A 24895-nucleotide genomic window follows, 5' to 3' on the forward strand; every position below is an offset into this window, starting at 1 on the left:
GATGGCGGACCAGCCGAGACGGCCGAGGACCCTGAACGACGCCCGCAGCGAGGCCGAGGCGGCGTTCAAGCGCACCACCACCAAGGTGGTGGAGGCGCCACCGAAGCCGACGGCGCTTCCCGGCGTGAAGGAACTGGTGTCGCTGCGCATCGACCAGGATGTGCTCGAATATTTCCAGGAAGGCGGCGCCGGCTGGCAGGACCGGATCAACGCGGCGTTGCGCAAGGCCGCCGGCAAATAGCCCTCGAAGCAGATACGCGCGAATGCGTCCTGTCCTCGCCCGCTTCCGGCTGGTTGTCCTGAGCTGCTTCGGAGTGGCGATCGGCGGCTGCCTCGCCGATCCGGCGAGGGCGGATCAGGCGCCGTTCACCTGCACGATCCTGCCGGGCGACGAGATCGCCAGCATCGCGATGACGAACCCGCTCGCCAGCGACGCTTCCTGCATCGTCACGTGTAGATTCTCGACCACCAAATACGACAACAATCCGCAGATCACCTGTGCCAAGTCGGTGCCCTCGGGCAAGGAAGTGGAGATGTGCCGGCTGACGTCGGGCGGCGACAAATTTGTCAAACTGACCGGAGGCCACGCGGACTGCCTGGGGCTGTCCAACCCCAGTTCCGAATGAAAAAGCCCGGGATGATCCCGGGCTTTTTGCTGTCGATTGTGCGTAGGGCTTTCGCTCGAAAACGCTATTCCTAGCGCAGCATGCCGCCCATGACGCCGCCGATGAAACGGCCGGCACCCGCCGGATCGGGGCCGCCGCCACCGCTGTGTTGACGCTGCGGCTGCGGTTGACCACCGCCACTATTGGCGCGGCGGCGCGGCTTTTCCTCGTCGCTGGAGCTTGCGGTCGGCGGCGCCGCCACGATCTCGGTCAACAGGGCCTTGTGCTGCAGCCTGTTGAGGTAGCCGCTCTTGGGGTAGCCGCGGGCGGCCTGCCAGCGCGTGATCACGGCCCGGGTCGGTGCATCGAAGGTGCCGGACATTTTGGTGTCGAAGCCGAGACCGTTCAGGCGGCGCTGGACGTCGCGGCGCTGGCCCTTGTCGAGGCCAATCTGATCCTCGGTGGTCTGGTTCGCTTCGTCCTTGAACGTCGCCGGATCGATGCCGGTGGTCAGGTTGCGCGTGGCGTTGTCCGGTTTGCTCTCCAGGGAGGCGATCCGTGCCAGCGCCAGCGATTTGAACTGACCGTTGGGATAGCTCGACACGTAGGCGTTGAGCTCTTCCGCCTTGTTGGAGTCCTTGATCGAGCGCCAGAACTCGAGTTCGACGTCGCTGCCCGGTGCGGCGGCGACCACCGCCGGCGTGGTTCCGGGCGCGGCAGGCGCGGGCGCACCGTTGAGGTAAACCGCACCGGTCAGATTGGTGTTGCCCCAGGGCAATTGACCCTTGTTGGTTTCCTCCTGGACCTGCGCGCGGACCTTGGTCATCGCCTGCTGAAGCTCGACGCCGGGCTGGGTGAGGTTGGCGAGCAGCGCGCGGGTGAACGGGCTGTTGCCGCCTTCCTTGCCGTCAAGCGCGGTCTGGCCGGGGCCGGTCGCAAACGCGATCAGCGTGCCTTCGCCGGATTTCATTTCGGCAAGGCCAGTCTGCACCGACACGCTGCGGGTGGACGGCGCGTTGGACTTGATCTTGGCGGCGAACGGATTGTCGCGGCAGGCATCGAGCAGTACCAGCTTGACCTTGGCGTCGCTCATGGTCTGGTCGAGCGTGAGATCGATATTGATGGCTGCGCCGAGCTTGACGTCCATTTCCGATTTGATGTCGGCGTCGATCGGCAGCAGATAATTGGTGCCGCCGATGGCGATGCCGTGGCCGGCGTAGAAGAACACGGCCACGTCGGCGCCCTGCGCCTTCTTGCCGAAATCGAGCAGCTTTTCCGTCATCTTGTCGCGGGTCAGGTTGGAGCCTTCCACCACGTCAAAACCGACGTTGCGCAAGGCGGCTGCCATCGCCTTCGCGTCGATCGACGGATTGGGCAACGCGGCGACGTTCTTGTAGGTGCCGTTCCCGACCACGAAGGCGACCCGCCTTTCGGCGCTGGCGGCGCCGGCGGTGAACACCATGCAGATCAGGGAAAGGACGAGGGTTGGGAAGCGCATCAGAAAAATCCCCCTGGCAGAATCAAAAAAGATTTCGGCGGCAACGTTGGCCGCAGGTTACACGAAAAAAATCACACCGCGCCAGAAAAATGGGGAGCTTGCCCAGGTCCCTGAAGCCGTGCGATTCGCCGTTAAGCTATTGAATCTACCCGAGACCTCGTGCGATCCAGATCACAATTGGGTGGGTAAAATCCGAATTCAGGTTGCTGCCCGCGCGGGAACCGGATTGGTCGCGCGCAAGTTCAGCAGATTGCCGGCCAGGATCAGGATGGCGCCGAGCACGGTGAACAGGTCGAGCCGCTCCGCATAGATCAGCCAGCCCGCGGTGGCGGTTAAGGGAACCCGCAGGAAATCCATCGGGATCACCACCGTCGCATCGGCATGCAGCAACGCGCGTGCCATGCAGTAGTGGGAGAACGTGCCGCAGAAAGCGATCACGACGACCCAGCCCCAGGCGTAAGCCGGCGGCCACGTCCAGACGTAGAGCGCGGGAAAAAAGCCGGCCACAGATTGTATCGCCAGCATCCAGAAAATGATCGCGACCGAATGTTCGGTCCGGGTCAGCGATTTGACCATCGCGATCGAGATGCCGAAGCCGACCGCGGCCGCCAGCGCAATCAATTGTCCGGGATTGACCTCGCCGGTCGCCGGGCGAACGATGACAATGACGCCGACGATGCCGAGCACGATGGCCGCGACCTTCCAGACCGTCATCCGCTCGCCGAGAAACATCGTGGCCAGGATCGCGGTCCAGATCGGCATCGTGAATTCGATCGCCACCACCTGACCGATCGGAATCAGCGTCAGCGCGAAAAACCAGCCGAGCTGCGCGCCGTAGTGAATGAGGTTGCGCGAGATGTGCATGTGCAGCCGCGCGGTTTTCAGGATGGCAAATCCGCCATTGGCGCGGATCATCGGATACAGCAGGAACAAGCCGATGATCGTGCGCATCTCCATCAGCTGGAACACGTTCAGCTCGCGCATGCCTTCGCGGCCGGCGACCACCACGATCAGCATCAAGGCGAGCCAGCCCGACATCCACAGTGCAGCCAGTGATTTGGAAGGTGTGCGGTCCATGCGCTAACGGCTGAGTTGGGCTGACTTAGAGGGGCAGGCGGGTATCGGCGAGCGCTCGGCGATTTGCAACGTGCAAATCTGCGGACGCAGCGATGCGCGGGCGCCAATTTCGCTGTGGGAGGCAGTGCGGGATCGGTGCTACTTGTCGTTCCGGGGCGATGCGAAGCATCGAACCCGGAACCTCGAGATTCCGGGTTCGCTTCGCGCCCCGGAATGACGATCATAATTGTGAGGACCTTATCCATGCGTATCCTACAACCGGCCGAATGGTCGAAACCCCGCGGCTTTTCACATGGTGTCGAGGTCGATGGTCCCGGCAAATGGATCGTGCTGGCCGGCCAGACCGGCGGCGACGAGAAGGGCGACTATCAGCCCGACATGGCCGCCCAGGTCGGCACGGCGCTGAAGCGGATCATCAAGCTGCTCGGAGAGGCAGGAGCTGGTCCCGAACACATCGTACGCCTGACCTGGTACCTGACCAGCCGTAGCGAATATGAGGCGGCAGGCGCCGGGATTGGGGCGGCCTGGAAAGAAACGCTCGGTCGCAACTTCCCGCCATCGACGCTGCTCTATATCGACGGGCTGGTCGATGTCAGGGCCAAGGTCGAACTCGAAGTCACCGCTTACGTGCCCAAGTCTTGAATCGGACTTAAGGCGCGCTCGAACAACACAGGAAACATAGACCATGACCAACCGCTCGACTTCAGAAGCCCGATCGACTTCAGCGAGTTTCGTGACGGCCTTCGCAACCGGCTGGCCTGAAGCCCAACCCGACATCATGGTGCTGTCGCTCACGACCCATAACGGGGTGCAGGATTTTGCCTTCAACAAGGAACAGGCCCTGCTGATCGCAAAGACCATCAAGGAGACTGCTGCGAGGCTGGAGAAACCCAAAACCGGCTAGTAACCGCAAATACCGCTCACAACGAAAATCGCCCGCTCTTCACAGCGGGCGATTTGGTATTCGGGGTAGGGCGGGCGGACCGCTGCGGTTTTACTTCGTAAGCGAAATGTTGGCGGCGCGGAACTGGCTGTCGGCCCGGATGCTGACGGACTGCTTGTTGCCGGCTGTCTTGAGCGCGATGTTGGCGTTGAAACCGACGGTGACGGCCGTGACCTGGAAGTTGCCGCCGCCGCCGCGGCCCTGCAGGCTGCCGGTGATGCCGCGGCTGCTTTCGCTCCACTGCCCGACAATCGCGCCGCCCTGGTCGACCACGTTGGCCGTCAGATTGAACCTATAGGCGTCGCTCGCGCAGGTGAGGCTCATGTCCATCTTGGCGCCCGCAACGTCATAGACCGCGCGGCAACGGATGCGTTCGTTGGATCCGTCGTCCAGCGTGACGGTGCCGCCGCCCGCCCACTTGCCAGCCATGCCGGCGTAAGGCCCGGAGGACTGGGCGTAACTTGCTGGGACTGCAAGCGAAGTCATAAAAAACGCGACGGCTGCAATTGTCAGCCGCCGCGGGTAGGCGAAGAATTCTGATGTTCGGCTTGTCTTACTGACGGGACGCTTCCCATCGACCGCTACACGGTACACCAGCTGATGCCCCATTCCATTTCCCCGATCCGGAGTTGCCACTGAGTTGTCCGTTCGCATATGCACCATTGATCGAGACTCGCACAAGTCCCCCGGAACTGACGGTGCCGGAAACCGGGGCGCCGGAGCCCGTTACCTTACCGTCGCTGACAGTAACGGTTGAGGCGGTGCGCGCATCGCAACTGCCGGTTTTGGTGACGACGGTAACCTGCCAAAGCCCGTCATAGGGCTGCTGGGCGGCGGCGGGAGCGGCCGCGAAGGCAGCGGTGGCAAGAAACGAAGTCAAAAACAGCTTGCTGATGCGGTTGGAACGCATGGATCAAATCCCCGAAAGATGTGTGTGATGAGCGCGTTATCCGGTCACAATGTGTTCAAACTTTGTTGCGCCGCAATAACGCAGAAAGTTCCTAACAATTCAAACACATCAAGGTGAATCCCGTTCCGGCCTCGGAACGAATAAATGTGCGAAATGGGCTTCGATTCGGGCCATGATTCGGATCCGGATGGTTAACTGGCTGAAACGGATGGGTTTTCCTCGTTCGGTCAGTGCTTGGCGTCGGAAAGCTTTGGCGCGAGGGTGGCGAATTGCTCGTCCTGGGGCCGGGCGGGCAGGGTCTTGTGGATCCTGGCGTAATCAATGACTTCGCCGAGCAGCTTTTGGCCGAGGGGAGCGAGCGCGCGCTCCCAGAGCTCGCGTGCGGTCTCGCCTTTCTTGACGAAAACCCACTCCTGCGCCGCGATCGCGCCGGCGTCCATCCGGTCGGCGAGGTGATAGATGGTGCCGCCGGCGATCGGATCGCCTTCCTTGATGGTCCATTCGACCGCGGCGATGCCGCGGTGCCGGGGCAGCAGCGAGGGGTGATAGCCGATACCGCCGAGCTTGGCGACGGCCAGTGCCTCGCGGGTGATGCGGGCGTGGCTGTGGGCGGTCACGATCAGGTCGCTGTCGGGGGCGATTTCCGCCGCGGTGACGAATCTGGCGTCGGCCTGCACGACGACCTCGACGCCAGCGGCCCTCGCTGCGGCAGCCAGCCGGTCTTCGTTATCGTGGACGACTATCCTCGCGATTTCGACGCCGTGTTCGCGCAGCATGGTGAAGGTCGTCACGCCGAAATGGCGGGAGCCGACGAGGGTGATCCGCATATGTTCCGTCCGTCGTTAGTCAGGCCGATATGCGGATAGCACACCAAAGCCGTCAGACTCGCCGCCGGGGTCGGCGAGTCCGGGTTATCAACAGTCAGGGTTATCAATGAAAGGGCGCGCCGGGCAAGTCGGCGTGCCGACGCCGCGATTAGTTCCTGCCGGCGCAGCTCGGGTAGGGCGCGGGCTCGCCGGGCACGATCGGACAGACACGAATCGGCTGCAATTGGCGCAACCGCGCCAGCCATTTGGTCTCGTCAATTGCGCTTCGCCCAGTCGCCGGCGCGCGTTCGGCCCATTGCACCGTGTAGTAATCGGCGCTGCCTTTGACGGTGACGATGAGCGTGGTTTCGCTGTGTTTGTCGGCGCTGGTTTCGACCCGGCCGCAGCTTGCCACTGCGACATACGCATCTTGATCGCCGAATTTGGTCGCGCCAAGTCCTTGTGCTGCGAAGGTGTCGGGACAGGCCGACTTGAAGCCACCGACCATCGAGCCCGCAAAGCGCTCCGGCGAAACCCCGGCGTTGCCGGCGGCCCCCTTGGCGCCGGTCACCGTGATCATCTGGGTCCAGCTCTTGACCGTCTCGCCCTTCAGCACGGCCTCGCGGACATAGTTCGTCCCTTTGGTGTTCTCGAACACCGTGGCGAAACTGGTCGGCAACGAGAAGGTGACGAGTTGACCGAAGATCGGCGAGATCACCTTGAACGCGGTGGGGGCCGGATTTTGGGCCGATGCCGACGTCGCGAGCAGCGCGCACAAGGCCGCCGAGAAAATCGTCACTCTCGTCATTGGCAGCTTCCTGGCCGACTTTGCCTTGCAATCCGCGCGTCCGATCATAGGCCCGCGACGACGCACCGACCAGCGTGAGAGCGGTCACATCGGGAGAAACGACGCGGCGATACGTTCGCAAATCGAAGCAGGCCATCAGGCTGCACGAGACCGCATAAGGAACGTGCCACATGAAACGCTTTGTGATTTTTGCCGCGGTTGCGCCACCGCTCGGGTTCATCGTCGCGTTCTGGGTGATGCTCCAGATCGCCAACTGGGTTGCCGGCGGTCCGAGCACGTTCGACCTTGCACAGGTCGTGATGCTGCCCACGGTCTATTTGGTCGGTCTGATTCCAGCGCTGCTGACCGCGTGGTTCGACCATGTGCTGGTTAAACGCGAGATGCCGTACCGGATCGCGCTGACGGCCTTGTTTGCGTACTTCGTCAGTTACGTGCCGCTGGTTGCCGCATTCCAGATGGGATTCATCCACGAACCATCCGTGGTGCTGCTCGGTGTTGTCGGCGCGGTTCCGGCTGCGGTGTGTTCGTGGCTGGCGATGGAGCGCAGACAGCCGGTTGGCGCGTGATCCCCAAGGAATCTCCAAGGGTCAAGTCAGGATACGAAGCTCCGGCCTACCGGGGGTGCGGGGCTGGCCCTTGACCGGCTGTGACTGACGCGTCGCCACCAATTGAAGCTGGGTTCGCAGGTCGGCGCTGCATTGCTTCATCTGATTGCGCAGTTCGCGGCGCGCAAAGGCGGTGAGGGAGGGATCGGCCAGCTGCTGCCAGGCGGAGCGCAGCCATTCCTGCAGGGCGCGGATATCATTATCAAGGATTACGGGCTGGTTCATGCCGCCGAATCTCCGGATGTGATCGCCGGCAAATTAGGTCTGATTCGTTTACAGATGCCTACTCCGGTAAATGACGGACGCGACCTTTACCCTTGGGAACGCGCGCCCCACATAATCGTTGGGTCCACAGCTTCCCCTGGAGATTCAATGTCCGGCCATTCGGCGCTAGTTCGTTTTGCGGTGCTGGTCAGCCTGATCGTGCCCGGCAGCGCGTTCGCGCAGTTCCCGCCGCCCGCCGGGTCGGCCGGAGCGGGCAATTCTGCGATCAGCGGCATACCTTACGGTCCGGCCAATCCCAGCGTGGTCGGCGACCCCAGCGGAATCGGAAACGCCTCCCGGATCCCGCCGCCCGGCACCAACACGATGGTGCCGATCACCGGCTCCGGTTCGGTCAACGCGTCGCCCTCGGGCTCGCGCGTGTTCGTGCCGCCCTATGCGGGCGCGTCACAACGGATCACCGTTCCACGCCAGGGAAGGTCAAAAAGGCCACCTGTGCGCCCGCGCGGCCGGGTTGAGACCAGCACGTTCACCGGGATCTGTCGGGGCTGCTAGCGGCGCGTTGCCTTGAGGCAACGCCATGCTTCGCGCCGGAGCCCCGCCTAATGCGGTTGCAGATCGGTCGCTTTCCAGCCGGTGGAAAGCACAAGGAACAAGGCGCGATACGCGTGATAGCGGGCGGCGGGCCGGGTTTTCTCCCGTCCGCCTGCAATCATTTTCCCGCTCTGGTCGCGCACTTGCCAGCAAAAGTTCCGGCGGCGCTTGAAGATGATAAATTCCAGCATCGGAGGCCGGAACACCGCGCGGGGCCAGTTATTCCCGGGAAAATGCGAACAATGCATGTTTCGCCTCATGGCGTGCGCTGCTCCGATTGAGAGCGGAGGAACGCTCAAACGCGTTATGGCCGATTCTCTTCCAAAATATACGGGCCGCAGGCTTGATCGCGGCTCGCGGGGCTGGCCCAAGGGCGGCACGGTATTCTTGCCGACCGGTTCGGATTCCAGCCACCCCACGAATGAAACCCCCGCCGGCCTGTGAGGATCGGCGGGGGCGTATGGGAAAGATGGTGCGAGGCTGGGGGGTACCCAGGTGTCGCGCCAAGGACCCGCTTGAAATCAGCCCTATCGAACGGTTCCGGGCAAGACGATTTTGTAAGCAATGCTGCCTGCGTTTCGTGCACGCTGCGCCAGCGCGCGATTTTTGCGCGCGATCTTGGCGGCATCACGCGACCAATCGATTACTCCGCGATGAATGACGTCGTCTTGGTCCCGGAATCGTAGCGCAGCCTGAGCACGTTGAATTTGCACAGATTGACGTTCTTCCAGAGCACCGATTCATCGTAATTCGCCCAATCCACCTTGATGTTCCAGACGCAGCCGTCCTCGTCCTCGTCCTCATCGAATTCAACGTAAGCGGTGTCCTGGTTCTTCAGGGTCTTGTCGAGTTCGTTCTCCCATTCGTCGAGGCCGTCATCGGGCGAATTGAAACCCAAAAACTTGATCGCATAGCCGGTCTCGTTGATGACCGAAACGTTGCGGTTGTCGGCGGCCAAGGCGGGCGCGGCGGCGAGCGATAGTCCAAGCACAATCAACGCGGATAAAATCGTTTTCATTTGAAATGCTCCTGGCGGCACAAGGCGTGCGGCGACGCGTTTAGCAATCTTTACGTTTGCGGTCCTCTCACGCAGCGCACGATGATCGCAATCTGGACATCCGTATTCGTCCGGGTTGGCGGCACGCGGCTTCGCAATCTATAACGGCGTCGCTAACAGCGGGGGGCAGGGCGTTCGCTCATCACAGTGAACGCCTTCCACTGGAGGCTCACGAGGCCCGGACTCCTAGGCACTCCGGGCCTCGTCTACCTCACCTACACATCCGCTCAGCCGGTCCGACGGCGATCTTTTTCCACCGCTGAGACTGCGATCAGCCAAATTCTGCAGTTGCCGCGCGGTTCATCCGCCTGTCGCAAAACCTTCGGGCTGCGGTCAATTTGGACGGGCACCCTTCGTCGCGATTCGACGAGGACGCCTTCAATGCCGATTGGAATACGCGCGAAGCAAGAGCTGCTTGGACAAGGCTTGACCAGACGTCAATTGCTGGTTCGGACTGCATCCACCGCTGCGGTCGCAGCATTGGGAAGCGTTGCCAAACCTTATCTCAGCCGCGCCGCGGATCGTCCGCACATCGCCAGCGGGATCGCGTCAGGCGACGTCTCGGCCGATTCCGCGGTGATATGGGCAAGGGCCGATCGGGCCGCGCGCATGCAGGTGGAGTGCTCGATCGACGAGAGCTTCAAGTCCATCCTTCGCGTCGCATCGTCGGAAGCGCTGCCCGAGCATGACTTCACCTCGAAGCTTTTGCTCGAGGGCCTTCCGCCCGGGCAGGATATTTTCTATCGGGTGCGTTTCGACGATATCGGCGAGTCCGGGATTTCGGGTGAGGCACAGGTCGGCCATTTCCGCACCGCGCCGGTGGCGCGGCAGGCGATCTCGTTCGTCTGGTCAGGCGACACTGCCGGCCAGGGCTGGGGCATCGATCCCGCCCGCGGCGGCATGCGGACTTACAAAACCATGCTCGAAAATCGCCCGGACTTTTTCATCCATTCCGGCGATCACATCTACGCCGACTGTCCGATCGAAGCCGAATTGAAGCTGCCGGACGGAGGCCTGTGGCGGAACATCGTCACCGAAGACAAATCCGTCGTTGCCCACAGCCTCGCGCAATATCGCGCCAACTACAAATACAATTTGCTCGACGAAAATCTGCGCGCCTTCAACGCGCAAGTGCCGATGCTCGCGCAGTGGGACGATCATGAAGTAACCAATGACTGGGCGCCGATCGGCACCGCTGACGAGACCGGCTACGCCGAAGACGGCAGCTCCCACCTGGTGGCGCGGGCGGCCCGCGCGTTTCATGAATTCATGCCGATCCGCAACCTGGCTGGGCAGGCGGGGCGGATCTATCGCAAGGTCGCCTATGGGCCGCTGCTCGACGTCTTTCTGATCGACATGCGCAGCTACCGCGATTCGACATGGAATAATCGCGACGACCGCAGCGACACCTGCATTCTCGGCCCGGCGCAACTGGCCTGGCTGAAGCGTGAACTCACGGCCTCCGATGCGACCTGGAAGGTGATCGCCGCCGACATGCCGATCGGATTGATCAGCGAGGATGCGATTGCGCTTGGCGATGGGCCTCCGGAGCGGCGCGAATGCGAGATCGCCGATCTGCTGTCCTTCATGAAACGCATGGGTATCAGTAACACGGTGTGGTTGACAGCCGACATGCACTATACGGCCGCGCATCGCTACGATCCAAACCGTGCGGTATTCCAGGATTTCGAGCCGTTCTGGGAGTTCGTCTCCGGGCCACTGCATGCAGGGACCTGGGCGCCCGCCCAGCTGGATAATACGTTCGGACCGGCCGTGGCGTTCCAAAAAGGCTGCAGCGCAGAGCAGGGCGAAAACCTCGCGCCATGCTTCGGACTGCAGTTCTTCGGCCGGGTCGATATCGATGGCCGATCGGAGGTCATGACGGTGACCTTGAAGGATGTCGACAACCGGGATCTATGGTCGGTGGATATCGACCCGCGGCCGGATGGACGGCAGAAGCAAGTGCTGTCTCAACACATCTGATCCGACTGACGCAGCGGCAATACGATGCGTCTAACCCTGGCCTGGCATCAGGACGTATTGTCTGATGATCCGGAAGCGGGAATCCGCGCTGTCCTGACGGAATAACGCGAGCCGGTCGATTGCGAGGGTGTCGAGGCCGAGCGTGGAAAAACTGTTTCTCAGCATCGCCAGAACGGTCTCCAGGCGGCTTGCGTTGAGCCGGCCGGTTAGCGTCATGTGGAAACGAAACTCTTCCATCACGTAGGGATAGCCCCAGCGGTCGAGATGGGCGCGCTGCGCCGATGTCAGCCGGGAAGGATTGCGGCGCGCACGGTCCGCTTCGGTGAGCGGCGCGCGGAATGAATCGAACTCGCTGACGCAGTCGGCCGCAAGGCGGATCAGTTCCGCCGGTGGATCAGCCGGGATCACTGCAATGAAGCCACTGATGGAGCCGACCACCGGCCTGATGACCGGAATCGCGCGGGGCGTTGCGGCGAAGGCGGCACACGCCGCGAGGAGTTCGGCTTCCGTGCTGCCTTGTGCCAGCGAGAAGGGCGCCTTCAGCGTGGCGTGAAAGCCGTATTTGCAGGGATCGGCCGTCAGGTTGCGCCAATCCGGCGCCGCGCTGGCGACGTCTTCCGGAAACGGCAGGTCTTCGCCGGTGAAGGCGTCATAGCCAAGCAATTGCGCGCCAAAGCGATTGAGGTCGCTGGCCTGCGCCGGGGCGTAGTAGATCGCGTAACGCGGATAATTCGACATCGGTGCAGACTAAAGCGTTTTCGAGTGAAGTGGAGCCCGGTTCGCGTGAAGAAAACGCGTCGAGACAAAAGACTCGGCGGCGTCAGGCGGCCGCAACCGTCTTGCGCGGCGCCGTTGAGGGACTGCGCAGACGGTTGGCTTCTGTCAGATGCACCAGCCTTCCCGCGGCGATGACGGCGACGACACGCGGCCGCAACGGCACCTTGTCATCAACGAAGATGATGTCGGCACGCTGGCCGGTGGCAAGAACGCCGCGATCGGTGAGGCCGGCGGCCCGGGCGGGGGCTGACGATATCAGCTGCCAGGCCTCGGCCAGCGGCAGCACGCCATCGGCAGCGAGACGGAACGCTGCCAATAGCTGCGCCGGATAATAGTAATCCGACGCCAGCACCGAACACAGACCCTTGGCGATCATGTCGGACGCCTTGGTCCAGCCGGTATGGCTGCCGCCGCGGACGACATTGGGCGCGCCGAACACGATGAAGTCGCCGGCCTCTGCCGCCTCGCGCGCGGTTTCCTCATTGACCGGAAACTCGGCAATGCCGACGCCCTGCGCCCGAAACGCCTTCCGCATCTCGGGGGTTTCGTCGTCATGCGACAGCATGCGTACATTGGCGTCACGCGCCGCTCTCGCCAGCCGGGCGATCGAAGCCGGCACCTCGTGTGCGCGGCCAACGACGCTCGCCACCAGCAAATCGAACGCTTCGTTCGAAAGCCCGGTGCGTTCGACCATGCGGCTGCGCTTTTGCGGCTTGTCGAGGTTGGCGACCGTCCCGTCCATGTGGTCGTTGAACGCGAACAGGTCGATGCGCCCGTCGGATAGCCATTCGATGATCTCGGCCTCGGCGTCGAGGTTGTAGGTCTCGTGGCGCAGATGGAAGCGGGTGTCGGCCGAAAGCTGCGGCCTCATCGACTCGATCGCCTCCAGCAACCGCCTTGCATTGTCGCCGGAGCGCAGGCCCGGCTCCCACGACCATGTCGTGCCATGATAGACCGTGGTGATGCCGTTGCTGATCGCCTGCCGGTCGCTGTCACCAAGGGCGACGTCGATCGGGAAGTCAACGCCCGGGCGCGGCATCATCTGCCGTTCGAACGCATCGCCATGAAGATCGACGATCCCCGGCAACACCAGCAAGCCGCCGGCGTCGATACCCAGCGAAGCGCGGCCCTGGTCGACGCCGATGGCGCTGATGTCACGGCCTGCGATCCGCAGCGAGGTCTCGTGGATTTCGTGGCCGAGCAGGGCCCGGCCGCCTTCGATGAAAATATCAGTCACGATGCTGCACCCTGATGCCTGATCTGCGCGCGGACGGAGCCCGTGCCGCCTTCGTATTTTGCCAGAAAATCCTCGACTGTGAGCTTGCGGAAATCGGGCAGGGCGCCGCGCAGGGTTTCATGGTCCCAATTCCACCAGGCGAGCTCGGCGAGCCGGCCGGCGACTTCTTCCGAAAACCGCCGCTTGATCGGCCGTGCCGGATTGCCGCCGACGATGGTGTAGGCCGGGACGTCCTTGGTCACGATCGCGCCGGCGGCGATCACCGCACCGGTGCCGACGTTGCGGCCTGGCAGGATGATCGCGCCATGCCCGATCCAGACGTCATGTCCGATATGGATGTGGTGCGCGCGCCGCCATTCGAAGAACCCTGCGTCGTCGCTCTCGCCGGGAAAATAAGCGCTGGCCCGGTACGTGAAGTGCGCCTGCGTCGCGCGGTGCATCGGATGGTTGCTCGGATTGATCCTGGTCATCGCCGCGATCGAGCAGAATTTGCCGATGGACGTGTAGGTGATCTGGGCGTCGTTGACGACGTAGGAATAGTCGTCCATCGACACTTCATGCAGGATCGTGCGCGCGCCGACTTCGCAATAGGCACCGAGCCGGGTGTCGTGCAGTTTTGCCGTGGGATCGACGGTCGGGTCGACTGAAAGCATTTTGCCGGCCATACGGGCGTCTCTCCGCGACAAAAATGGTGTCACGATGGCACGTCATCAACGGGCATGATGACATCTTCGTGACGGTTGCATGACGGATATCGCGCGAGCGATGAGGGTGTGGACGACGCCGCACCGCAGCGTGATTGTCACACAACTGTAAAGTCCAATCGCTAGCGATGATCCACGAGCGGGATTCTGGAGCATTGCATGCTGGTGGTGGAAGGTTTGACGTGCCGTTTCGGCACAAAAGCCGCAGTGGATGATGCGTCATTCTCGATCGCGCCCGGCAGCTTCGTCGGCGTGATTGGCCGCTCCGGCGCCGGTAAGTCGACGCTGCTGCGGATGATCAACCGCCTCGCTGAGCCTTCCGAAGGCCGCATCCTGTTCGAAGGCGTCGACGTCACCGCGCTGCGCGGCAAGGATTTGCGGCAGTGGCGCGCCCGCTCGGCGATGATCTTTCAACAGTTCAATCTGGTCGGCCGGCTCGATGTGCTGACTAACGTTCTCATGGGACGCCTCGCGGAAATCCCGTCCTGGCGTTCGCTGACGCAAACCTGGCCCGAACGGGACAAGGCGCTGGCGATGTCGGCGCTCGAGCAGTTCGACATGGCTTCGCTTGCGGCCCAGCGCGCCGACCAGCTCTCCGGAGGTCAACAGCAGCGGGTCGCGATCGCGCGTGCGCTGGTGCAGGAGCCGGATATCATTCTCGCCGACGAGCCGATCGCTTCGCTCGATCCACGCAACACGCGGATCGTGATGGATGCGCTGCTGCGCATCAACAAGCATTTCGGCATCACCGTGATCTGCAATCTGCATTCGCTCGACCTGGCGCGAACCTACTGCGACTGCCTGATCGGCATGTCCGCGGGCCGCATCGTGTTCGACGGGGCGCCGGCGACGCTGACCGACCTCATCGCGCGCGAGCTTTACGATCTCGAAGCCAACGACGTCATGGGCGCAGCACCCGCACATGCGCCTGGCGGAGCCGCCGTCCCTGAGCTGGGCACTGCGGCGGCGGCCTGAGCGTTTCTTCTGTAACAGGGTGGCCGCTTGCAAACCTGCAAACGGCCAAAAAAATGCGTAACACAACAAGAGGGCACACCATGATCAATCGTCGTATCGTTCTGGCCGGCGCGGCCGCGCTGGCGTTTTCGGCCTCCAGCGCCTCTGCGCAGGACTGGAAGGGCAAATATCCGGAACTGACCTTCGCCGTCGTGCCGGCGGAAAACGCCTCGGGTGTGACCGAGCGCTGGGCACCGTTCGTCGCCTATCTCTCCAAAGAGCTCGGCGTCAAGGTCACGCTGCGCATCGCCAACGATTACGCCGCCGTCATCGAAGGCCAGCGCTCCGGCAACATCCATATCGCCAGCTACGGCTCGGCGTCGTTCGCACGCGCGCGGATGACCGGCGTCAAGACCGACGCGTTCGCCAACGACATCAATGCCGATGGCTCTACGGGTTATTACTCGGTGTTCTTCGTCAAGGCGTCGAGCCCGTACAAGAACATCGACCAGCTGAAGGGCAAGAATCTCGCCTTGGTCGATCCGAATTCGACGTCCGGCAACAACGTGCCGCGCTTCGAACTCGACAAGCTGGGCATCTCCGATGCCGACACGTATTTTGGCAAAGTCGTGTTCAGCGGCAGCCATGAGAACGCCATCCTGGCGCTGACGCAGGGCACCGTCGAAGTCGCTGCCAATCAGTGGACCACCGACAACGACTCCACGCTAGCCCAGATGCTGACCAAGGGCATGCTGAAGAACGCCGACGGCACAGCGATGAAGAAGGAAGATTTCCGGATCGTCCATAAGTCCGCGCCCATTCTCAATGGACCCTATGCCTATAGTTCGGACCTTCCGGACGGCCTGAAGGCCGCCATCGCCAAGGCGTTCGCGGATGCACCGACCAAGGACAAGGCCGCCTTCGACCGCCTTTCCGATGGCCAGAAAAAGGCCTTCAACCCCGCCACGACAAAGGATTGGGATGGCATGATCGACCTGATCAAGTTCGTGGACAATCTTCGCAAGAAGAAGGCTTCCTGATCGATCGGCGGAGCGAGACCAGGCCGGGTCCATGCGACCCGGCCTTTTTCCGTTCAGGACATAACCGGCACAGCAGCCTTCCATGACATCAGCAGTATCCATCCTTCCAGCCCAGCAACTCGCGGTACTCAACGACGCTTATCGTGCGGCGGTGGCGCGCAAGCGGCTGCGGATGACGCTGGCAACGGCGGTATTCTTTGCGGTTCTCGTCATCGCCGCGATCGGCGCCGAGGTGAATCCGGTTATTTTCGTCAACAAGATCGGAAATTTCGTCAGCTACTTCGACCGCATCGGCACGCTGGAGAGCGGCGCGCGAGTCTGGTCCGATATCGGCGAGTGGTTCTGGGGCTGGAAAAAATGGCTGGCGCTGCTCGGCGAGACCGTCCTGATCAGTTACGTCGGTACCCTGGCCGGCGCGATCCTCGCTTTTGGGCTCAATTTTCTGGCCGCTGAAAACACCTCGCCGGCGCCATGGCTGCGCTTTACGGTTCGCCGCCTGATGGAGTTCTGCCGCACCGTTCCGGACATCGTGTTCGCGCTGATCTTTGTGATCGCGTTCGGTCTCGGGCCGATGGCCGGGGTTCTCGCCATCATGATCCATTCGGTCGGCGCGCTCGGCAAACTGTATTCCGAAATCGTCGAGAACATCGACATGAAGCCGGTCGAGGGGGTCCGATCGACCGGCGCGAGCTGGATATCGTGCATCCGCTTCGCGGTCGTGCCGCAGGTCGCGGCGGGTTTTGCCAGCTACACGCTGCTGCGCTTTGAGATCAACGTGCGCGGCGCTTCGGTGATGGGTTTCGTCGGCGCCGGCGGCATCGGCCAGGAACTCGTCGTCGCCGTGAGAAAGTTCTTTTATTCCGACGTCAGTGCGATCCTGCTGATGATCATTGTCACCGTGTTCCTGATCGATATCGGCACCGGATGGGCGCGCGGGCGGCTATTCGGCAAGGAGGCACGGGCATGACACGGCTGCCTGCACCGGACTCCGGCGATCTGCGCGGCCGCTATCCCGAGGTTTTTGACCGGCCGGTTTCCTCCCGTCTCGCGATCCCCGCGATGCTGCTGGCTGCGTTCGGGATCTTCGTGTTCGGACTGGTCGAGCTGGAGTTTTCGCCGGCGCGGATGCTGGCTGGGCTCGGCCAACTCGGCTGGATCACGATGATGATGATCCCGCCCGATCCCGGCGGTTCGCTCCCGGTCTATCTCGTTGCGCTCGGTGAAACCCTGTCGATCGCGATGCTGGGCACGACCCTTGCCGCGTTGCTCGCGCTGCCGGTCAGTCTGCTGGCGGCGAAGAACATCGTGCCGTCGGGTATCTTCCGCTTCCCGGTCCGCCGCTTTCTCGATTCGATCCGCGGCGTCGACACGCTGATCTGGGCGCTGGTCTGGATCAACGTTGTCGGGCTTGGGCCGTTCGCAGGCGTGCTGGCGATTGCGGTGGCGGACTTTGGCGCGTTCGGCAAATTGTTCTCCGAAGCGATCGAGGCCGCCGACAAGAAACAGGTCGAGGGTATCCGGGCGTCCGGTGGTAATGCGCTGCACGAAATACGGTTTGGGCTGATGCCGCAGGTGCTGCCTGTGATCGCGGGGCAGGTGCTCTATTTCATCGAGTCGAACACCCGCTCGGCCACCATCATCGGCATCGTCGGCGCCGGCGGCATTGGATTGCAGCTGGCCGAGCAGATCCGCGTGCTGGAATGGCAGAAGGTCTCGTTCCTGATCCTGATGATCCTGGTCGCGGTCGCCGCGATCGACTGGATCTCGAGCAAGCTCCGTTTTGCGATCATCGGCAAACGCGCGGTGGTTTGATGGCGGTGCGTAGGGTGGGCAAAGGCGCTCTTGCGCCGTGCCCACCATTCTTGTCACGGATGCTGAGAGGTGGGCACGCTTCGCTTTGCCCACCCTACAAGCTAACCGGTCAATCGCTTTCGACGATGAACTCGACGCGTTCGGCGGCAAAGCGCGAGCGCTTGGTGACGATTGGTTTGCCGTCGGGATCTACGTCCGTGCTGTCGACCACCAGCACCGGGCGGCCGAGCGCGAGATCGAGCCGTGCGGCGTCGCTGGCGTCGGCTATGGCGGCGGTGATCCGGGTGGAAGACCTGCGGTAATCGCGGATGCCGTAATGTGCGACCAGCTTGGTCATCGAGCGCACGCTGGCGAAGACCTGTCCCGCGTCAGGGAAGCGCTCGGCGGAAAGCCACGAGGTGCTGACGCAGATCGGCGTCCGGTCGGCCAGCCGCAGCGCCTCGATCCGGACCAAGGGGGCGCCCGTCTTCAGCCCGAGTTCCCGCGCCAGTTCACGTGTCGCGACATCGTCGGACGCTTCGATCAACTGGCCGCGCGGTTCATGGCCGCCGGCGCCGACGATCTCGGAAAACCGCGTCCGCGAGCGCAAGGGATAGGCGAGGCGCTGGGTTTCGACATAGGTGCCGCTGCCGCGCTCGGCGCGCACCAGCCCGCGTTCGGCGAGCGTCGCCAGCGCCCGGCGCACGGTATGGCGGTTGACGCGATAGGTCTCGGCGATCTCCATCTCGCCCGGCAGCTTTTCACCCGCGGCGAAGCGGCCCTCGGCGATGCCGCGTTCGATCCCGTCGGCGACCTGCCGCCACAACGCCACACCGGTGGCCGCATCCTGCATGCTCATGGTGTGAATATACCCGGGACGGTCATCCGAAAAAACAACCCTGTTGTCACCAAACAGTCATGGCGTTTGGTTATGAAGTTGTCTATTAGCATAGACAACTTGATTCCGGCAAGGTGGATATGACGGCAACCGAGAACGACAAGCAGGCGCAGCGCAAGGCAGTCATGGCCGTGCTGGCGCATTCTGATCCATCCGAGATATCGGTCCATCTGGGTACAATCGCGCTGCCGGCGCATGAAAACCTGCGCGAGCCGGAGAACGGCCTTGTGATGGTGCGCGGCCGTATCGGCGGCGACGGCTCTGCCTTCAACCTCGGGGAAGCCACGGTATCGCGTGCGGCGGTGCGGCTTTCGACCGGCCAGGTCGGCTTCGGCTACACGCTCGGCCGCGACCGCGAGAAAGCGCGGATGATCGCGCTGTGCGACGCCATGGTGCAATCGGATGAATTCGCCGGCCTCATCGAGACAAAGGTGATCGCGCCGCTGCGCGCGGCGATATCTGCGAAACGGAACCGCAAGGCAGCGGAAGCCGCGGCGACGCGGGTCGATTTCTACACCTTGGTGCGGGGAGAGGGTTGATGACGACGGTTGCCGAACTGCCCGCAGGATTTGCCGACAAGGTGCTGTCAGCGCAATCGACCTTCCGCTCGGTGATGGATGCGATGGCGCGTCCCGGCAGCGTGCAGCGCATCGCGGCCGTCGCCGGCACGCCCGCCGCCATGATGCGCGGCACCGCGGCCATTGCGCTGACGCTGTTCGACCATGATACGCCGATCTGGCTCGACAGCCGGATGTCGGCAACGACGGACGTTGCCAAATGGCTCAAATTCCACACCAGCGCGCCTGTGATCGCGGATTCCTCGATCAGCAGCTTTGCCTTGATCGGCAGCCCCCGCGAGCTTCCGGCGCTCGATCGTTTTGCGTTCGGCAGCAATGAATACCCGGATCGTTCGACGACGCTGATCCTGCAGGTCGACAGCCTGACGCAGGGGCCCGCCCTCGAGCTGCGCGGCCCCGGCATCGACGGCACCGCGATCCTGCAGGCCGCGATCCAGCCGCATGATCTGTTCGAGCGGCTTGAAGTCAACGTGGCGCTGTTTCCGCGCGGCATCGATGTCGTGCTGGTCCATGACGATGCGATTGTCGCGATACCGCGCACCACGCGGCTGGTCGCGAGGGGAGGCTAGTTATGTACGTTGCCGTCAAGGGAGGCGAACGCGCCATCGAGAACGCCCATCGGCTGCTGGCGCATGAGCGGCGCGGCGACCGTGACGTTCCCGAGGTCTCGCTGTCCCAGATTTCCGAGCAGTTGTCGCTCGGCGTCGACCGGGTCATGACCGAGGGCTCACTGTACGATCGCGAGCTTGCGGCGCTGGCGATCAAGCAGGCGCGCGGCGACATGATCGAGGCAATCTTCCTGGTGCGCGCGTTCCGCGCCACCCTGCCGCGCTTCGGCGCCACCGAGCCGGTCGATACCGGCGCGATGCAGGTGCGGCGGCGGATTTCCTCGACCTTCAAGGATATCCCGGGCGGACAAATTCTGGGACCCACCTTCGATTACACCCATCGGCTGCTCGATCCGCAGCTCGCGGACGGATTTTCTCCGGAAACACCAGAGACGAGCGAAGCGTCGCTCGCGGCGACGCCGCGCGTGACCGACATTCTCGGCCGGGACGGCCTGATCGAGCCGTCGCCGGAGGCGGATGCGGAGACGCCGGTCGGCGACCTCACGCGCGAGCCGCTCAGCTTCCCGGCGGAGCGCGACCTGCGCCTGCAGAACCTGGCGCGCGCCGACGAAGGCTTCTTGCTGGCGCTTGGCTACTCGTCGCAGCGCGGTTACGGCCGCAACCATCCGTTTGCCGGCGAAATCCGCTTCGGCGAAGTCGAGATCGAATTCATGGCCGAGGATGTCGGTTTTGCCGTGCCGCTCGGCGCGATCGCGATGACCGAATGCCAGATGGTCAACCAGTTCAAGGGCTCGGCCACCGAAGCTCCGTGTTTCACCCGCGGCTATGGGCTCGCGTTCGGGCAGAGCGAGCGCAAGACCATGTCGATGGCGCTGGTCGACCGTACGCTGCGCGCCCGTGAGCTCGGCGAGGAAGTGATCGCACCGGCGCAGGATGAAGAGTTCGTGATGTCGCATTCGGACAATGTGCAGGCGACCGGTTTCGTCGAACATCTCAAGCTGCCGCATTACGTCGACTTCCAGTCCGAACTCGGCCTGCTGCGCAAATTGCGCAAGGAGTTCGCGGAAGCCACGGAAGCGCCGCCGATGCAGGAGGCCGCGGAATGAACGCGCCAACGTATAATTTCGCCTATCTCGACGAGCAGACCAAGCGGATGATCCGCCGCGCGATCCTGAAAGCGATCGCGATCCCCGGCTATCAGGTGCCGTTCGCCAGCCGGGAAATGCCGATGCCCTATGGCTGGGGCACCGGCGGCGTGCAGGTGACGGCGGCGATCCTCGGGCCTGAGGACGTGCTGAAGGTGATCGACCAGGGATCCGACGACACCACCAACGCGATCTCGATCCGCAAATTCTTCGGCAAGACCGCAGGCGTTGCGACCACAACCGCGACCGCGGACGCCACCGTGATCCAGACAAGGCACCGGATTCCCGAAGCGCCGCTGCATGGCGGGCAGGTGCTGGTCTATCAGGTCCCAATCCCCGAGCCGCTGCGGTTCCTCGAGCCACGCGAGACCGAGACCAGGCGCATGCACGCGCTCGGCGAATACGGCCTGATGCACGTCAAGCTGTATGAGGACATCGCGCGCTTCGGCCATATCGCGACGTCCTATGCCTATCCGGTGAAGGTGAATGCGCGTTACGTGATGGACCCGTCGCCGACGCCGAAATTCGACAATCCGAAGATGGACAATTGCCCGGCGCTGCAATTGTTCGGGGCCGGGCGCGAGAAGCGGATCTACGCGATCCCGCCGCATACGTCAGTGGTCTCGCTCGATTTCGAGGATCATCCCTTCACGCGCTACCGCTTCGACGCGCCCTGCGCGCTGTGTGGAGCCGGCGATTCCTACCTCGACGAAATCGTCACGGACGACAAGGGCGGCCGGATGTTCGTCTGTTCCGATACCGATTACTGCGAAAGCCGCCAATTGGCCGGGCATCGCGGCAGCGAAAGCGCGGCGCCGCACAAGGAGAGGGCGCATGGCTGAGCAAACCCTCGACGATCAACCGCTGCTGGTCGCCGAAAACCTCGGCAAGACCTATGGGAAGCTGATTGCCTGCCGCGACGTGTCCTTTGCGCTCTATCCCGGCGAGGTGCTGGCCGTGGTCGGCGAGTCCGGGTCGGGCAAGTCGACGCTGCTGCAACTGCTGTCGGCGCAACTGGCGCCGACGGCGGGCAGCGTCTCGTACCGGATGCGCGATGGCGTGCTGCGCGAACTCTCCGCGTTGGGCGAGGCCGAACGGCGCTTCCTGTTCCGTACCGACTGGGGCTTTGTGCATCAGGATCCCGCGCAGGGCCTGCGGATGGCGGTCTCGGCGGGGGCCAATGTCGGCGAGCGGCTGATGGCGGTGGGCTGGAATCACTACGGCCGCATCCGTGACACCGCGTCATCCTGGCTGGAGCGCGTCGAGATCGACACCGACCGTATCGACGATGCGCCGCGGACCTACTCCGGCGGCATGCGCCAGCGGTTGCAGATCGCCCGCAATCTCGTCACCGAACCACGGCTGGTGTTCATGGACGAGCCGACCGGCGGCCTCGACGTATCGGTGCAGGCGCGGCTGCTCGACCTGATGCGCAACCTCGTCAGTGAACTCGGCCTTGCGGCCATCGTCGTCACCCACGATCTTGCGGTCGCGCGGCTGCTGTCGCACCGCGTGATGGTGATGAAGGGCGGCCGGGTGATCGAAACCGGGCTGACCGATCAGGTGCTCGACGATCCCCGCGAACCCTACACCCAGTTGCTCGTCTCTTCCATTTTGCCGGCATGAGCGAATCAATGACCGCGATGATCGACATCAACAACGCCGAAAAGACTTTTACGATGCATCTGCAGGGCGGCGTCGAGCTGCCCGTGGTGCGCGGGGTCTCGTTTCACGTCGCGCCTGGCGAATGCGTGGTGCTGTCGGGACCCTCGGGCGCCGGCAAATCCTCGATCCTGAAGATGATCTTTGGCAACTACCGCTGCGACGGCGGCCGGATCGGCATCCGCCATCAGGGCACAGTGATTGATCTCGCTACCGCCGAGCCGCGCCAGGTGCTCAGCGTGCGGCGTTCGACCATCGGCTATGTCAGCCAGTTCTTGCGGGCGGTGCCGCGGGTGGCGACCATCGACGTGGTGGCCGAGCCCCTGATCGTGAACGGGATCGGCCACGCAGAGGCGCGCGAGCAGGCCGGCACGCTGTTGCGCCGCCTCAACATTCCTGAGCGGCTGTGGGCGTTGCCGCCCTCGACGTTCTCGGGCGGCGAGCAGCAGCGCGTCAATATCGCGCGCGGCTTCATTTCCGATCTGCCGATCCTGCTCCTGGACGAGCCGACGGCATCGCTCGACGCCGCCAATCGCGCCGTCGTGGTCGAATTGATCGATCAGAAGAAACATCAGGGGGTGGCGGTGGTCGCGATCGTCCATGACGACGAGATACGCCATTTGATCGCGGACCGGATCGTCGATGTGACGACGTTCGCCTCGGCGGCATAGGGAAGAGCAGTGAGATGAGCGCAACGAAGCAGGAAATCATTCTGGGCAATGCCGGCATCATCCTCGCCGATCGCGTGATCGCGCGCGGCTGGGTCGCCATATCAGATGGCCGCATCGCCGAATTCGGCGAGGGCGATGCCCCGGGGCGAGCTGTGGACGCCGCCGGCGACCTCATCATGCCCGGCCTGATTGAGCTGCACACCGACCATCTCGAAGCGCATTACGTGCCGCGGCCAAAAGTGTTCTGGGATCCGATCGCCGCAGTCGTCTCCTATGACGGACAGCTAGCCACCTCGGGCATCACGACAGTTTTGGACTCGCTGCGGGTCTGGCGCGAGGACGGCGCCGAGGAGGTCGACGGCAGGGCAGGTATACTCGCGAAGGCGATCACATCGGCGCGTGAGGAAAATCTGCTGCGTGCCGATCACTTCCTGCATCTGCGCTGCGAAATCCCGATGCCGAGCGTCGTCGAGGAAGCCAAGGAGTTGATCGACCGGCCGGACATCCGGCTGATGTCGCTGATGGACCACACGCCGGGACAGCGCCAGTTCCGCGACGAGGTCAAGCTGCGCGACTATTACCGTGGCAAGGGCGGCGGCATGACGGACGCGGAGCTCGACGTGCTGTTCGAGCGGCGCTTTGCCTACCAGAAGACCTATGCCGCGGCCAATATGCGTGAAATCGTGGCCCTGGCGCATCAATACGCGATACCGCTCGCCAGCCATGACGACACGACCGAGGAAAATGTCATCGACGCCGTGCGCGACCGCGTCGCCGTGGCCGAGTTTCCGACCACGATGGAAGCCGCGCGGGGCCTGCACCAGGCCGGCATCGGCATCCTGATGGGCGCGCCGAACGTGGTGCGCGGCGGCTCGCATTCCGGCAACATCGCCGCCGTCGATCTCGCCCGCGAGGGTTTGCTGGACATCCTGTCGTCCGACTACATTCCCTCGAGCCTGTTGATGGCCGCCCTGCAATTGCCGCGGCATGTTCCCGCCTTTGATCTTGCTTCTGCCGTACGCACCGTCACCAAGACGCCGGCCGAGGCCGTGGGGCTTTCGGACCGCGGCGAAATCGCCGTAGGCAAGCGCGCCGATCTGATCCGGGTGCATGTGGCGCGCGACATCCCGGTGGTGCGCAGCGTCTGGCGGGAAGGGCAGCGTGTGGCATGACAGACATACTTACGACATCAACGGGCCATGCGGACACGATCGGACCGGGCCGGCTCATCCTGGTGGTCGGACCGAGCGGCGCCGGCAAGGATACGCTGCTTGGGCTTGCGAAAGCAGCCTGTGCCGATGATGGCACCATTGCATTCCCGCGTCGCGTGATCACGCGGCAGGCCTCCGCCTCCGAGGACAATGAAGAGGTCAGCGCCGGCACTTTCGAGGCGGCGCTGGCGCGCGACGAATACGCCATGCACTGGGATGCGCACGGCCACCGCTATGCGATATCGCGGGCCATCGACGACGAAATCCGCGCCGGGCACACGGTTGTCGCCAATGTTTCGCGCACCATCATCACGTCGATGCGCCGCGCCTACGCCGACGTCACGGTGATCTCGATCACCGCGCCGCCGAACGTTCTGGCGGAGCGCTTGGCGATGCGGAGCCGCAGCAGCGACGGCAAGATCGAGCACCGGCTTAGTCGGACGGTGGACGAGACTGCGCCTGACGTCACCATCGTCAACACCGGCAGCGCCGAGTTTCACGCGCGTCAGCTGGTGCGGGCGATCAAGGGCGAGAAGTGGGAGGACTAGAG

The 24895-nt window shown here is 63.4% G+C and carries 32 protein-coding genes; 19 read left to right on the top strand and 13 right to left on the bottom strand.

Features of this window, described 5'->3' with window-relative positions; all coding sequences use genetic code 11:
* Position 1 precedes the first annotated feature (1 nt).
* Positions 2–241 (top strand): BrnA antitoxin family protein, encoded by a 240-nt coding sequence (locus tag JQ629_RS00395; protein ID WP_192736086.1) that lies wholly within the window; start codon positions 2–4, stop codon positions 239–241.
* A 22-nt stretch (positions 242–263) separates the two neighbouring features.
* The gene (locus JQ629_RS00400; RefSeq protein WP_249134737.1) at positions 264–626 is read left to right on the top strand and encodes a hypothetical protein; all 363 of its coding nucleotides are present in this window, start codon (positions 264–266) and stop codon (positions 624–626) included.
* A gap of 70 nt (positions 627–696) precedes the next feature.
* Here the strand turns inward: JQ629_RS00400 and JQ629_RS00405 are convergent, their stop codons facing one another.
* Both JQ629_RS00405 and JQ629_RS00410 read right to left on the bottom strand, forming a co-directional pair.
* On the bottom strand, positions 697–2103 hold the full coding sequence (locus tag JQ629_RS00405) for a caspase family protein (protein ID WP_212410376.1): 1407 nt from the start codon (positions 2101–2103) through the stop codon (positions 697–699).
* Between the two features lie 198 nt (positions 2104–2301).
* Entirely contained in the window at positions 2302–3180 is an 879-nt protein-coding gene (locus JQ629_RS00410) for a DMT family transporter (protein WP_212410378.1), read from the bottom strand.
* Positions 3181–3423: 243 nt separating this feature from the next.
* On the opposite strand from JQ629_RS00410, the gene JQ629_RS00415 reads away from it, so the two are divergent.
* Positions 3424–3822, top strand: a complete 399-nt coding sequence (locus JQ629_RS00415) for a RidA family protein (RefSeq protein ID WP_212262813.1) — start codon at positions 3424–3426, stop codon at positions 3820–3822.
* A gap of 43 nt (positions 3823–3865) precedes the next feature.
* Positions 3866–4084: a hypothetical protein gene (locus JQ629_RS00420; RefSeq protein WP_212262814.1), complete on the top strand. Its 219-nt coding sequence runs from the start codon at positions 3866–3868 to the stop codon at positions 4082–4084.
* A gap of 90 nt (positions 4085–4174) precedes the next feature.
* Here JQ629_RS00420 and JQ629_RS00425 read toward each other — a convergent pair whose 3' ends face one another.
* The 4 genes from JQ629_RS00425 to JQ629_RS00440 all read right to left on the bottom strand — a co-directional run bounded on the left by JQ629_RS00425 (position 4175) and on the right by JQ629_RS00440 (position 6647).
* On the bottom strand, positions 4175–4732 hold the full coding sequence (locus JQ629_RS00425) for a hypothetical protein (RefSeq protein ID WP_502752114.1): 558 nt from the start codon (positions 4730–4732) through the stop codon (positions 4175–4177).
* A complete protein-coding gene (locus JQ629_RS00430) occupies positions 4677–5033 on the bottom strand; it encodes a hypothetical protein (protein ID WP_212037380.1) in 357 nt (118 codons plus the stop codon). Before JQ629_RS00430 ends, JQ629_RS00425 begins: the two co-directional genes overlap by 56 nt.
* A gap of 227 nt (positions 5034–5260) precedes the next feature.
* Positions 5261–5860 carry a formyltransferase family protein gene (locus tag JQ629_RS00435; protein WP_192736080.1) on the bottom strand — a complete coding sequence of 200 codons (600 nt, stop codon included), beginning with the start codon at positions 5858–5860 and terminating at the stop codon, positions 5261–5263.
* Positions 5861–6008: 148 nt separating this feature from the next.
* On the bottom strand, positions 6009–6647 hold the full coding sequence (locus JQ629_RS00440) for a hypothetical protein (protein ID WP_212410380.1): 639 nt from the start codon (positions 6645–6647) through the stop codon (positions 6009–6011).
* Between the two features lie 170 nt (positions 6648–6817).
* Between JQ629_RS00440 and JQ629_RS00445 the strand changes: the two genes are divergently transcribed.
* Positions 6818–7213 (top strand): DUF5413 family protein, encoded by a 396-nt coding sequence (locus JQ629_RS00445; RefSeq protein WP_212410381.1) that lies wholly within the window; start codon positions 6818–6820, stop codon positions 7211–7213.
* 21 nt (positions 7214–7234) lie between these two features.
* On the opposite strand, the gene JQ629_RS00450 is transcribed toward JQ629_RS00445, so the two are convergent.
* Positions 7235–7477: a hypothetical protein gene (locus tag JQ629_RS00450; protein WP_212410649.1), complete on the bottom strand. Its 243-nt coding sequence runs from the start codon at positions 7475–7477 to the stop codon at positions 7235–7237.
* Between the two features lie 147 nt (positions 7478–7624).
* On the opposite strand from JQ629_RS00450, the gene JQ629_RS00455 reads away from it, so the two are divergent.
* Entirely contained in the window at positions 7625–8029 is a 405-nt protein-coding gene (locus JQ629_RS00455) for a hypothetical protein (protein ID WP_212410382.1), read from the top strand.
* A gap of 47 nt (positions 8030–8076) precedes the next feature.
* On the opposite strand, the gene JQ629_RS00460 is transcribed toward JQ629_RS00455, so the two are convergent.
* Both JQ629_RS00460 and JQ629_RS00465 read right to left on the bottom strand, forming a co-directional pair.
* On the bottom strand, positions 8077–8259 hold the full coding sequence (locus tag JQ629_RS00460) for a hypothetical protein (RefSeq protein WP_212410383.1): 183 nt from the start codon (positions 8257–8259) through the stop codon (positions 8077–8079).
* Between the two features lie 452 nt (positions 8260–8711).
* Positions 8712–9086 (bottom strand): hypothetical protein, encoded by a 375-nt coding sequence (locus JQ629_RS00465; RefSeq protein WP_212262821.1) that lies wholly within the window; start codon positions 9084–9086, stop codon positions 8712–8714.
* Positions 9087–9506: 420 nt separating this feature from the next.
* Here JQ629_RS00465 and JQ629_RS00470 point away from each other — a divergent pair, with 420 nt between their 5' ends.
* Positions 9507–11108: an alkaline phosphatase D family protein gene (locus JQ629_RS00470; RefSeq protein WP_212410385.1), complete on the top strand. Its 1602-nt coding sequence runs from the start codon at positions 9507–9509 to the stop codon at positions 11106–11108.
* A gap of 30 nt (positions 11109–11138) precedes the next feature.
* On the opposite strand, the gene JQ629_RS00475 is transcribed toward JQ629_RS00470, so the two are convergent.
* From JQ629_RS00475 to JQ629_RS00485, 3 genes are all read right to left on the bottom strand, one after another.
* The gene (locus tag JQ629_RS00475; RefSeq protein ID WP_212410387.1) at positions 11139–11846 is read right to left on the bottom strand and encodes a DUF1045 domain-containing protein; all 708 of its coding nucleotides are present in this window, start codon (positions 11844–11846) and stop codon (positions 11139–11141) included.
* 82 nt (positions 11847–11928) lie between these two features.
* Complete coding sequence (locus JQ629_RS00480) at positions 11929–13122, bottom strand: alpha-D-ribose 1-methylphosphonate 5-triphosphate diphosphatase (protein ID WP_212410389.1); 1194 nt, start codon at positions 13120–13122, stop codon at positions 11929–11931.
* Positions 13119–13787, bottom strand: coding sequence for a transferase hexapeptide repeat family protein (locus JQ629_RS00485; RefSeq protein ID WP_212410391.1), 669 nt, complete (start codon positions 13785–13787; stop codon positions 13119–13121). The genes JQ629_RS00480 and JQ629_RS00485 overlap by 4 nt, the downstream gene beginning before the upstream one ends.
* A 198-nt stretch (positions 13788–13985) precedes the next feature.
* Between JQ629_RS00485 and phnC the strand changes: the two genes are divergently transcribed.
* The 4 genes from phnC to phnE (JQ629_RS00505) all read left to right on the top strand — a co-directional run bounded on the left by phnC (position 13986) and on the right by phnE (JQ629_RS00505) (position 17632).
* Positions 13986–14801 (top strand): phosphonate ABC transporter ATP-binding protein, encoded by an 816-nt coding sequence (gene phnC, locus JQ629_RS00490; protein ID WP_212410392.1) that lies wholly within the window; start codon positions 13986–13988, stop codon positions 14799–14801.
* 80 nt (positions 14802–14881) lie between these two features.
* Positions 14882–15820: a phosphonate ABC transporter substrate-binding protein gene (gene phnD, locus JQ629_RS00495; RefSeq protein ID WP_212410393.1), complete on the top strand. Its 939-nt coding sequence runs from the start codon at positions 14882–14884 to the stop codon at positions 15818–15820.
* 82 nt (positions 15821–15902) lie between these two features.
* The gene (phnE, locus tag JQ629_RS00500) at positions 15903–16787 is read left to right on the top strand and encodes a phosphonate ABC transporter, permease protein PhnE (RefSeq protein ID WP_212410394.1); all 885 of its coding nucleotides are present in this window, start codon (positions 15903–15905) and stop codon (positions 16785–16787) included.
* On the top strand, positions 16784–17632 hold the full coding sequence (phnE, locus tag JQ629_RS00505) for a phosphonate ABC transporter, permease protein PhnE (RefSeq protein WP_212410395.1): 849 nt from the start codon (positions 16784–16786) through the stop codon (positions 17630–17632). The genes phnE (JQ629_RS00500) and phnE (JQ629_RS00505) overlap by 4 nt, the downstream gene beginning before the upstream one ends.
* A gap of 109 nt (positions 17633–17741) precedes the next feature.
* Here the strand turns inward: phnE (JQ629_RS00505) and phnF are convergent, their stop codons facing one another.
* Positions 17742–18470, bottom strand: a complete 729-nt coding sequence (gene phnF / locus JQ629_RS00510) for a phosphonate metabolism transcriptional regulator PhnF (protein WP_212037368.1) — start codon at positions 18468–18470, stop codon at positions 17742–17744.
* A gap of 119 nt (positions 18471–18589) precedes the next feature.
* Here phnF and phnG point away from each other — a divergent pair, with 119 nt between their 5' ends.
* The 8 genes from phnG to phnN are packed head-to-tail and all read left to right on the top strand — an operon-like array spanning position 18590 to position 24893.
* Entirely contained in the window at positions 18590–19048 is a 459-nt protein-coding gene (phnG, locus tag JQ629_RS00515) for a phosphonate C-P lyase system protein PhnG (protein WP_212410396.1), read from the top strand.
* The gene (phnH, locus tag JQ629_RS00520) at positions 19048–19656 is read left to right on the top strand and encodes a phosphonate C-P lyase system protein PhnH (protein WP_212410397.1); all 609 of its coding nucleotides are present in this window, start codon (positions 19048–19050) and stop codon (positions 19654–19656) included. Before phnG ends, phnH begins: the two co-directional genes overlap by 1 nt.
* Positions 19657–19658: 2 nt before the next feature.
* Positions 19659–20762, top strand: coding sequence for a carbon-phosphorus lyase complex subunit (locus JQ629_RS00525; protein WP_212410399.1), 1104 nt, complete (start codon positions 19659–19661; stop codon positions 20760–20762).
* Positions 20759–21643 (top strand): alpha-D-ribose 1-methylphosphonate 5-phosphate C-P-lyase PhnJ, encoded by an 885-nt coding sequence (locus tag JQ629_RS00530; RefSeq protein ID WP_212410401.1) that lies wholly within the window; start codon positions 20759–20761, stop codon positions 21641–21643. Before JQ629_RS00525 ends, JQ629_RS00530 begins: the two co-directional genes overlap by 4 nt.
* Positions 21636–22427 carry a phosphonate C-P lyase system protein PhnK gene (gene phnK / locus JQ629_RS00535; protein ID WP_212410402.1) on the top strand — a complete coding sequence of 264 codons (792 nt, stop codon included), beginning with the start codon at positions 21636–21638 and terminating at the stop codon, positions 22425–22427. Before JQ629_RS00530 ends, phnK begins: the two co-directional genes overlap by 8 nt.
* Positions 22428–22435: 8 nt before the next feature.
* Entirely contained in the window at positions 22436–23134 is a 699-nt protein-coding gene (gene phnL / locus JQ629_RS00540) for a phosphonate C-P lyase system protein PhnL (protein ID WP_212410403.1), read from the top strand.
* A gap of 14 nt (positions 23135–23148) precedes the next feature.
* Positions 23149–24306 (top strand): alpha-D-ribose 1-methylphosphonate 5-triphosphate diphosphatase, encoded by a 1158-nt coding sequence (locus tag JQ629_RS00545; RefSeq protein ID WP_212410404.1) that lies wholly within the window; start codon positions 23149–23151, stop codon positions 24304–24306.
* Positions 24303–24893, top strand: coding sequence for a phosphonate metabolism protein/1,5-bisphosphokinase (PRPP-forming) PhnN (gene phnN, locus JQ629_RS00550; RefSeq protein ID WP_212410405.1), 591 nt, complete (start codon positions 24303–24305; stop codon positions 24891–24893). Before JQ629_RS00545 ends, phnN begins: the two co-directional genes overlap by 4 nt.
* Positions 24894–24895 lie beyond the last annotated feature (2 nt).

It is taken from the genome of Bradyrhizobium sp. AUGA SZCCT0222, assembly GCF_018130205.1.
GTDB lineage: Bacteria > Pseudomonadota > Alphaproteobacteria > Rhizobiales > Xanthobacteraceae > Bradyrhizobium.

What these genes read in the sequence shown, in the direction of transcription:
- JQ629_RS00395 (WP_192736086.1), top strand. Translation starts at nt 2, where the DNA reads ATGGCGGACCAGCCGAGACGGCCGAGGACCCTGAACGACGCCCGCAGC.
- JQ629_RS00400 (WP_249134737.1), top strand. Translation starts at nt 264, where the DNA reads ATGCGTCCTGTCCTCGCCCGCTTCCGGCTGGTTGTCCTGAGCTGCTTC.
- JQ629_RS00405 (WP_212410376.1), bottom strand. Translation starts at nt 2,103, where the DNA reads ATGCGCTTCCCAACCCTCGTCCTTTCCCTGATCTGCATGGTGTTCACC.
- JQ629_RS00410 (WP_212410378.1), bottom strand. Translation starts at nt 3,180, where the DNA reads ATGGACCGCACACCTTCCAAATCACTGGCTGCACTGTGGATGTCGGGC.
- JQ629_RS00415 (WP_212262813.1), top strand. Translation starts at nt 3,424, where the DNA reads ATGCGTATCCTACAACCGGCCGAATGGTCGAAACCCCGCGGCTTTTCA.
- JQ629_RS00420 (WP_212262814.1), top strand. Translation starts at nt 3,866, where the DNA reads ATGACCAACCGCTCGACTTCAGAAGCCCGATCGACTTCAGCGAGTTTC.
- JQ629_RS00425 (WP_502752114.1), bottom strand. Translation starts at nt 4,732, where the DNA reads ATGGGGCATCAGCTGGTGTACCGTGTAGCGGTCGATGGGAAGCGTCCC.
- JQ629_RS00430 (WP_212037380.1), bottom strand. Translation starts at nt 5,033, where the DNA reads ATGCGTTCCAACCGCATCAGCAAGCTGTTTTTGACTTCGTTTCTTGCC.
- JQ629_RS00435 (WP_192736080.1), bottom strand. Translation starts at nt 5,860, where the DNA reads ATGCGGATCACCCTCGTCGGCTCCCGCCATTTCGGCGTGACGACCTTC.
- JQ629_RS00440 (WP_212410380.1), bottom strand. Translation starts at nt 6,647, where the DNA reads ATGACGAGAGTGACGATTTTCTCGGCGGCCTTGTGCGCGCTGCTCGCG.
- JQ629_RS00445 (WP_212410381.1), top strand. Translation starts at nt 6,818, where the DNA reads ATGAAACGCTTTGTGATTTTTGCCGCGGTTGCGCCACCGCTCGGGTTC.
- JQ629_RS00450 (WP_212410649.1), bottom strand. Translation starts at nt 7,477, where the DNA reads ATGAACCAGCCCGTAATCCTTGATAATGATATCCGCGCCCTGCAGGAA.
- JQ629_RS00455 (WP_212410382.1), top strand. Translation starts at nt 7,625, where the DNA reads ATGTCCGGCCATTCGGCGCTAGTTCGTTTTGCGGTGCTGGTCAGCCTG.
- JQ629_RS00460 (WP_212410383.1), bottom strand. Translation starts at nt 8,259, where the DNA reads ATGCTGGAATTTATCATCTTCAAGCGCCGCCGGAACTTTTGCTGGCAA.
- JQ629_RS00465 (WP_212262821.1), bottom strand. Translation starts at nt 9,086, where the DNA reads ATGAAAACGATTTTATCCGCGTTGATTGTGCTTGGACTATCGCTCGCC.
- JQ629_RS00470 (WP_212410385.1), top strand. Translation starts at nt 9,507, where the DNA reads ATGCCGATTGGAATACGCGCGAAGCAAGAGCTGCTTGGACAAGGCTTG.
- JQ629_RS00475 (WP_212410387.1), bottom strand. Translation starts at nt 11,846, where the DNA reads ATGTCGAATTATCCGCGTTACGCGATCTACTACGCCCCGGCGCAGGCC.
- JQ629_RS00485 (WP_212410391.1), bottom strand. Translation starts at nt 13,787, where the DNA reads ATGGCCGGCAAAATGCTTTCAGTCGACCCGACCGTCGATCCCACGGCA.
- phnC (WP_212410392.1), top strand. Translation starts at nt 13,986, where the DNA reads ATGCTGGTGGTGGAAGGTTTGACGTGCCGTTTCGGCACAAAAGCCGCA.
- phnD (WP_212410393.1), top strand. Translation starts at nt 14,882, where the DNA reads ATGATCAATCGTCGTATCGTTCTGGCCGGCGCGGCCGCGCTGGCGTTT.
- phnE (WP_212410394.1), top strand. Translation starts at nt 15,903, where the DNA reads ATGACATCAGCAGTATCCATCCTTCCAGCCCAGCAACTCGCGGTACTC.
- phnE (WP_212410395.1), top strand. Translation starts at nt 16,784, where the DNA reads ATGACACGGCTGCCTGCACCGGACTCCGGCGATCTGCGCGGCCGCTAT.
- phnF (WP_212037368.1), bottom strand. Translation starts at nt 18,470, where the DNA reads ATGAGCATGCAGGATGCGGCCACCGGTGTGGCGTTGTGGCGGCAGGTC.
- phnG (WP_212410396.1), top strand. Translation starts at nt 18,590, where the DNA reads ATGACGGCAACCGAGAACGACAAGCAGGCGCAGCGCAAGGCAGTCATG.
- phnH (WP_212410397.1), top strand. Translation starts at nt 19,048, where the DNA reads ATGACGACGGTTGCCGAACTGCCCGCAGGATTTGCCGACAAGGTGCTG.
- JQ629_RS00525 (WP_212410399.1), top strand. Translation starts at nt 19,659, where the DNA reads ATGTACGTTGCCGTCAAGGGAGGCGAACGCGCCATCGAGAACGCCCAT.
- JQ629_RS00530 (WP_212410401.1), top strand. Translation starts at nt 20,759, where the DNA reads ATGAACGCGCCAACGTATAATTTCGCCTATCTCGACGAGCAGACCAAG.
- phnK (WP_212410402.1), top strand. Translation starts at nt 21,636, where the DNA reads ATGGCTGAGCAAACCCTCGACGATCAACCGCTGCTGGTCGCCGAAAAC.
- phnL (WP_212410403.1), top strand. Translation starts at nt 22,436, where the DNA reads ATGACCGCGATGATCGACATCAACAACGCCGAAAAGACTTTTACGATG.
- JQ629_RS00545 (WP_212410404.1), top strand. Translation starts at nt 23,149, where the DNA reads ATGAGCGCAACGAAGCAGGAAATCATTCTGGGCAATGCCGGCATCATC.
- phnN (WP_212410405.1), top strand. Translation starts at nt 24,303, where the DNA reads ATGACAGACATACTTACGACATCAACGGGCCATGCGGACACGATCGGA.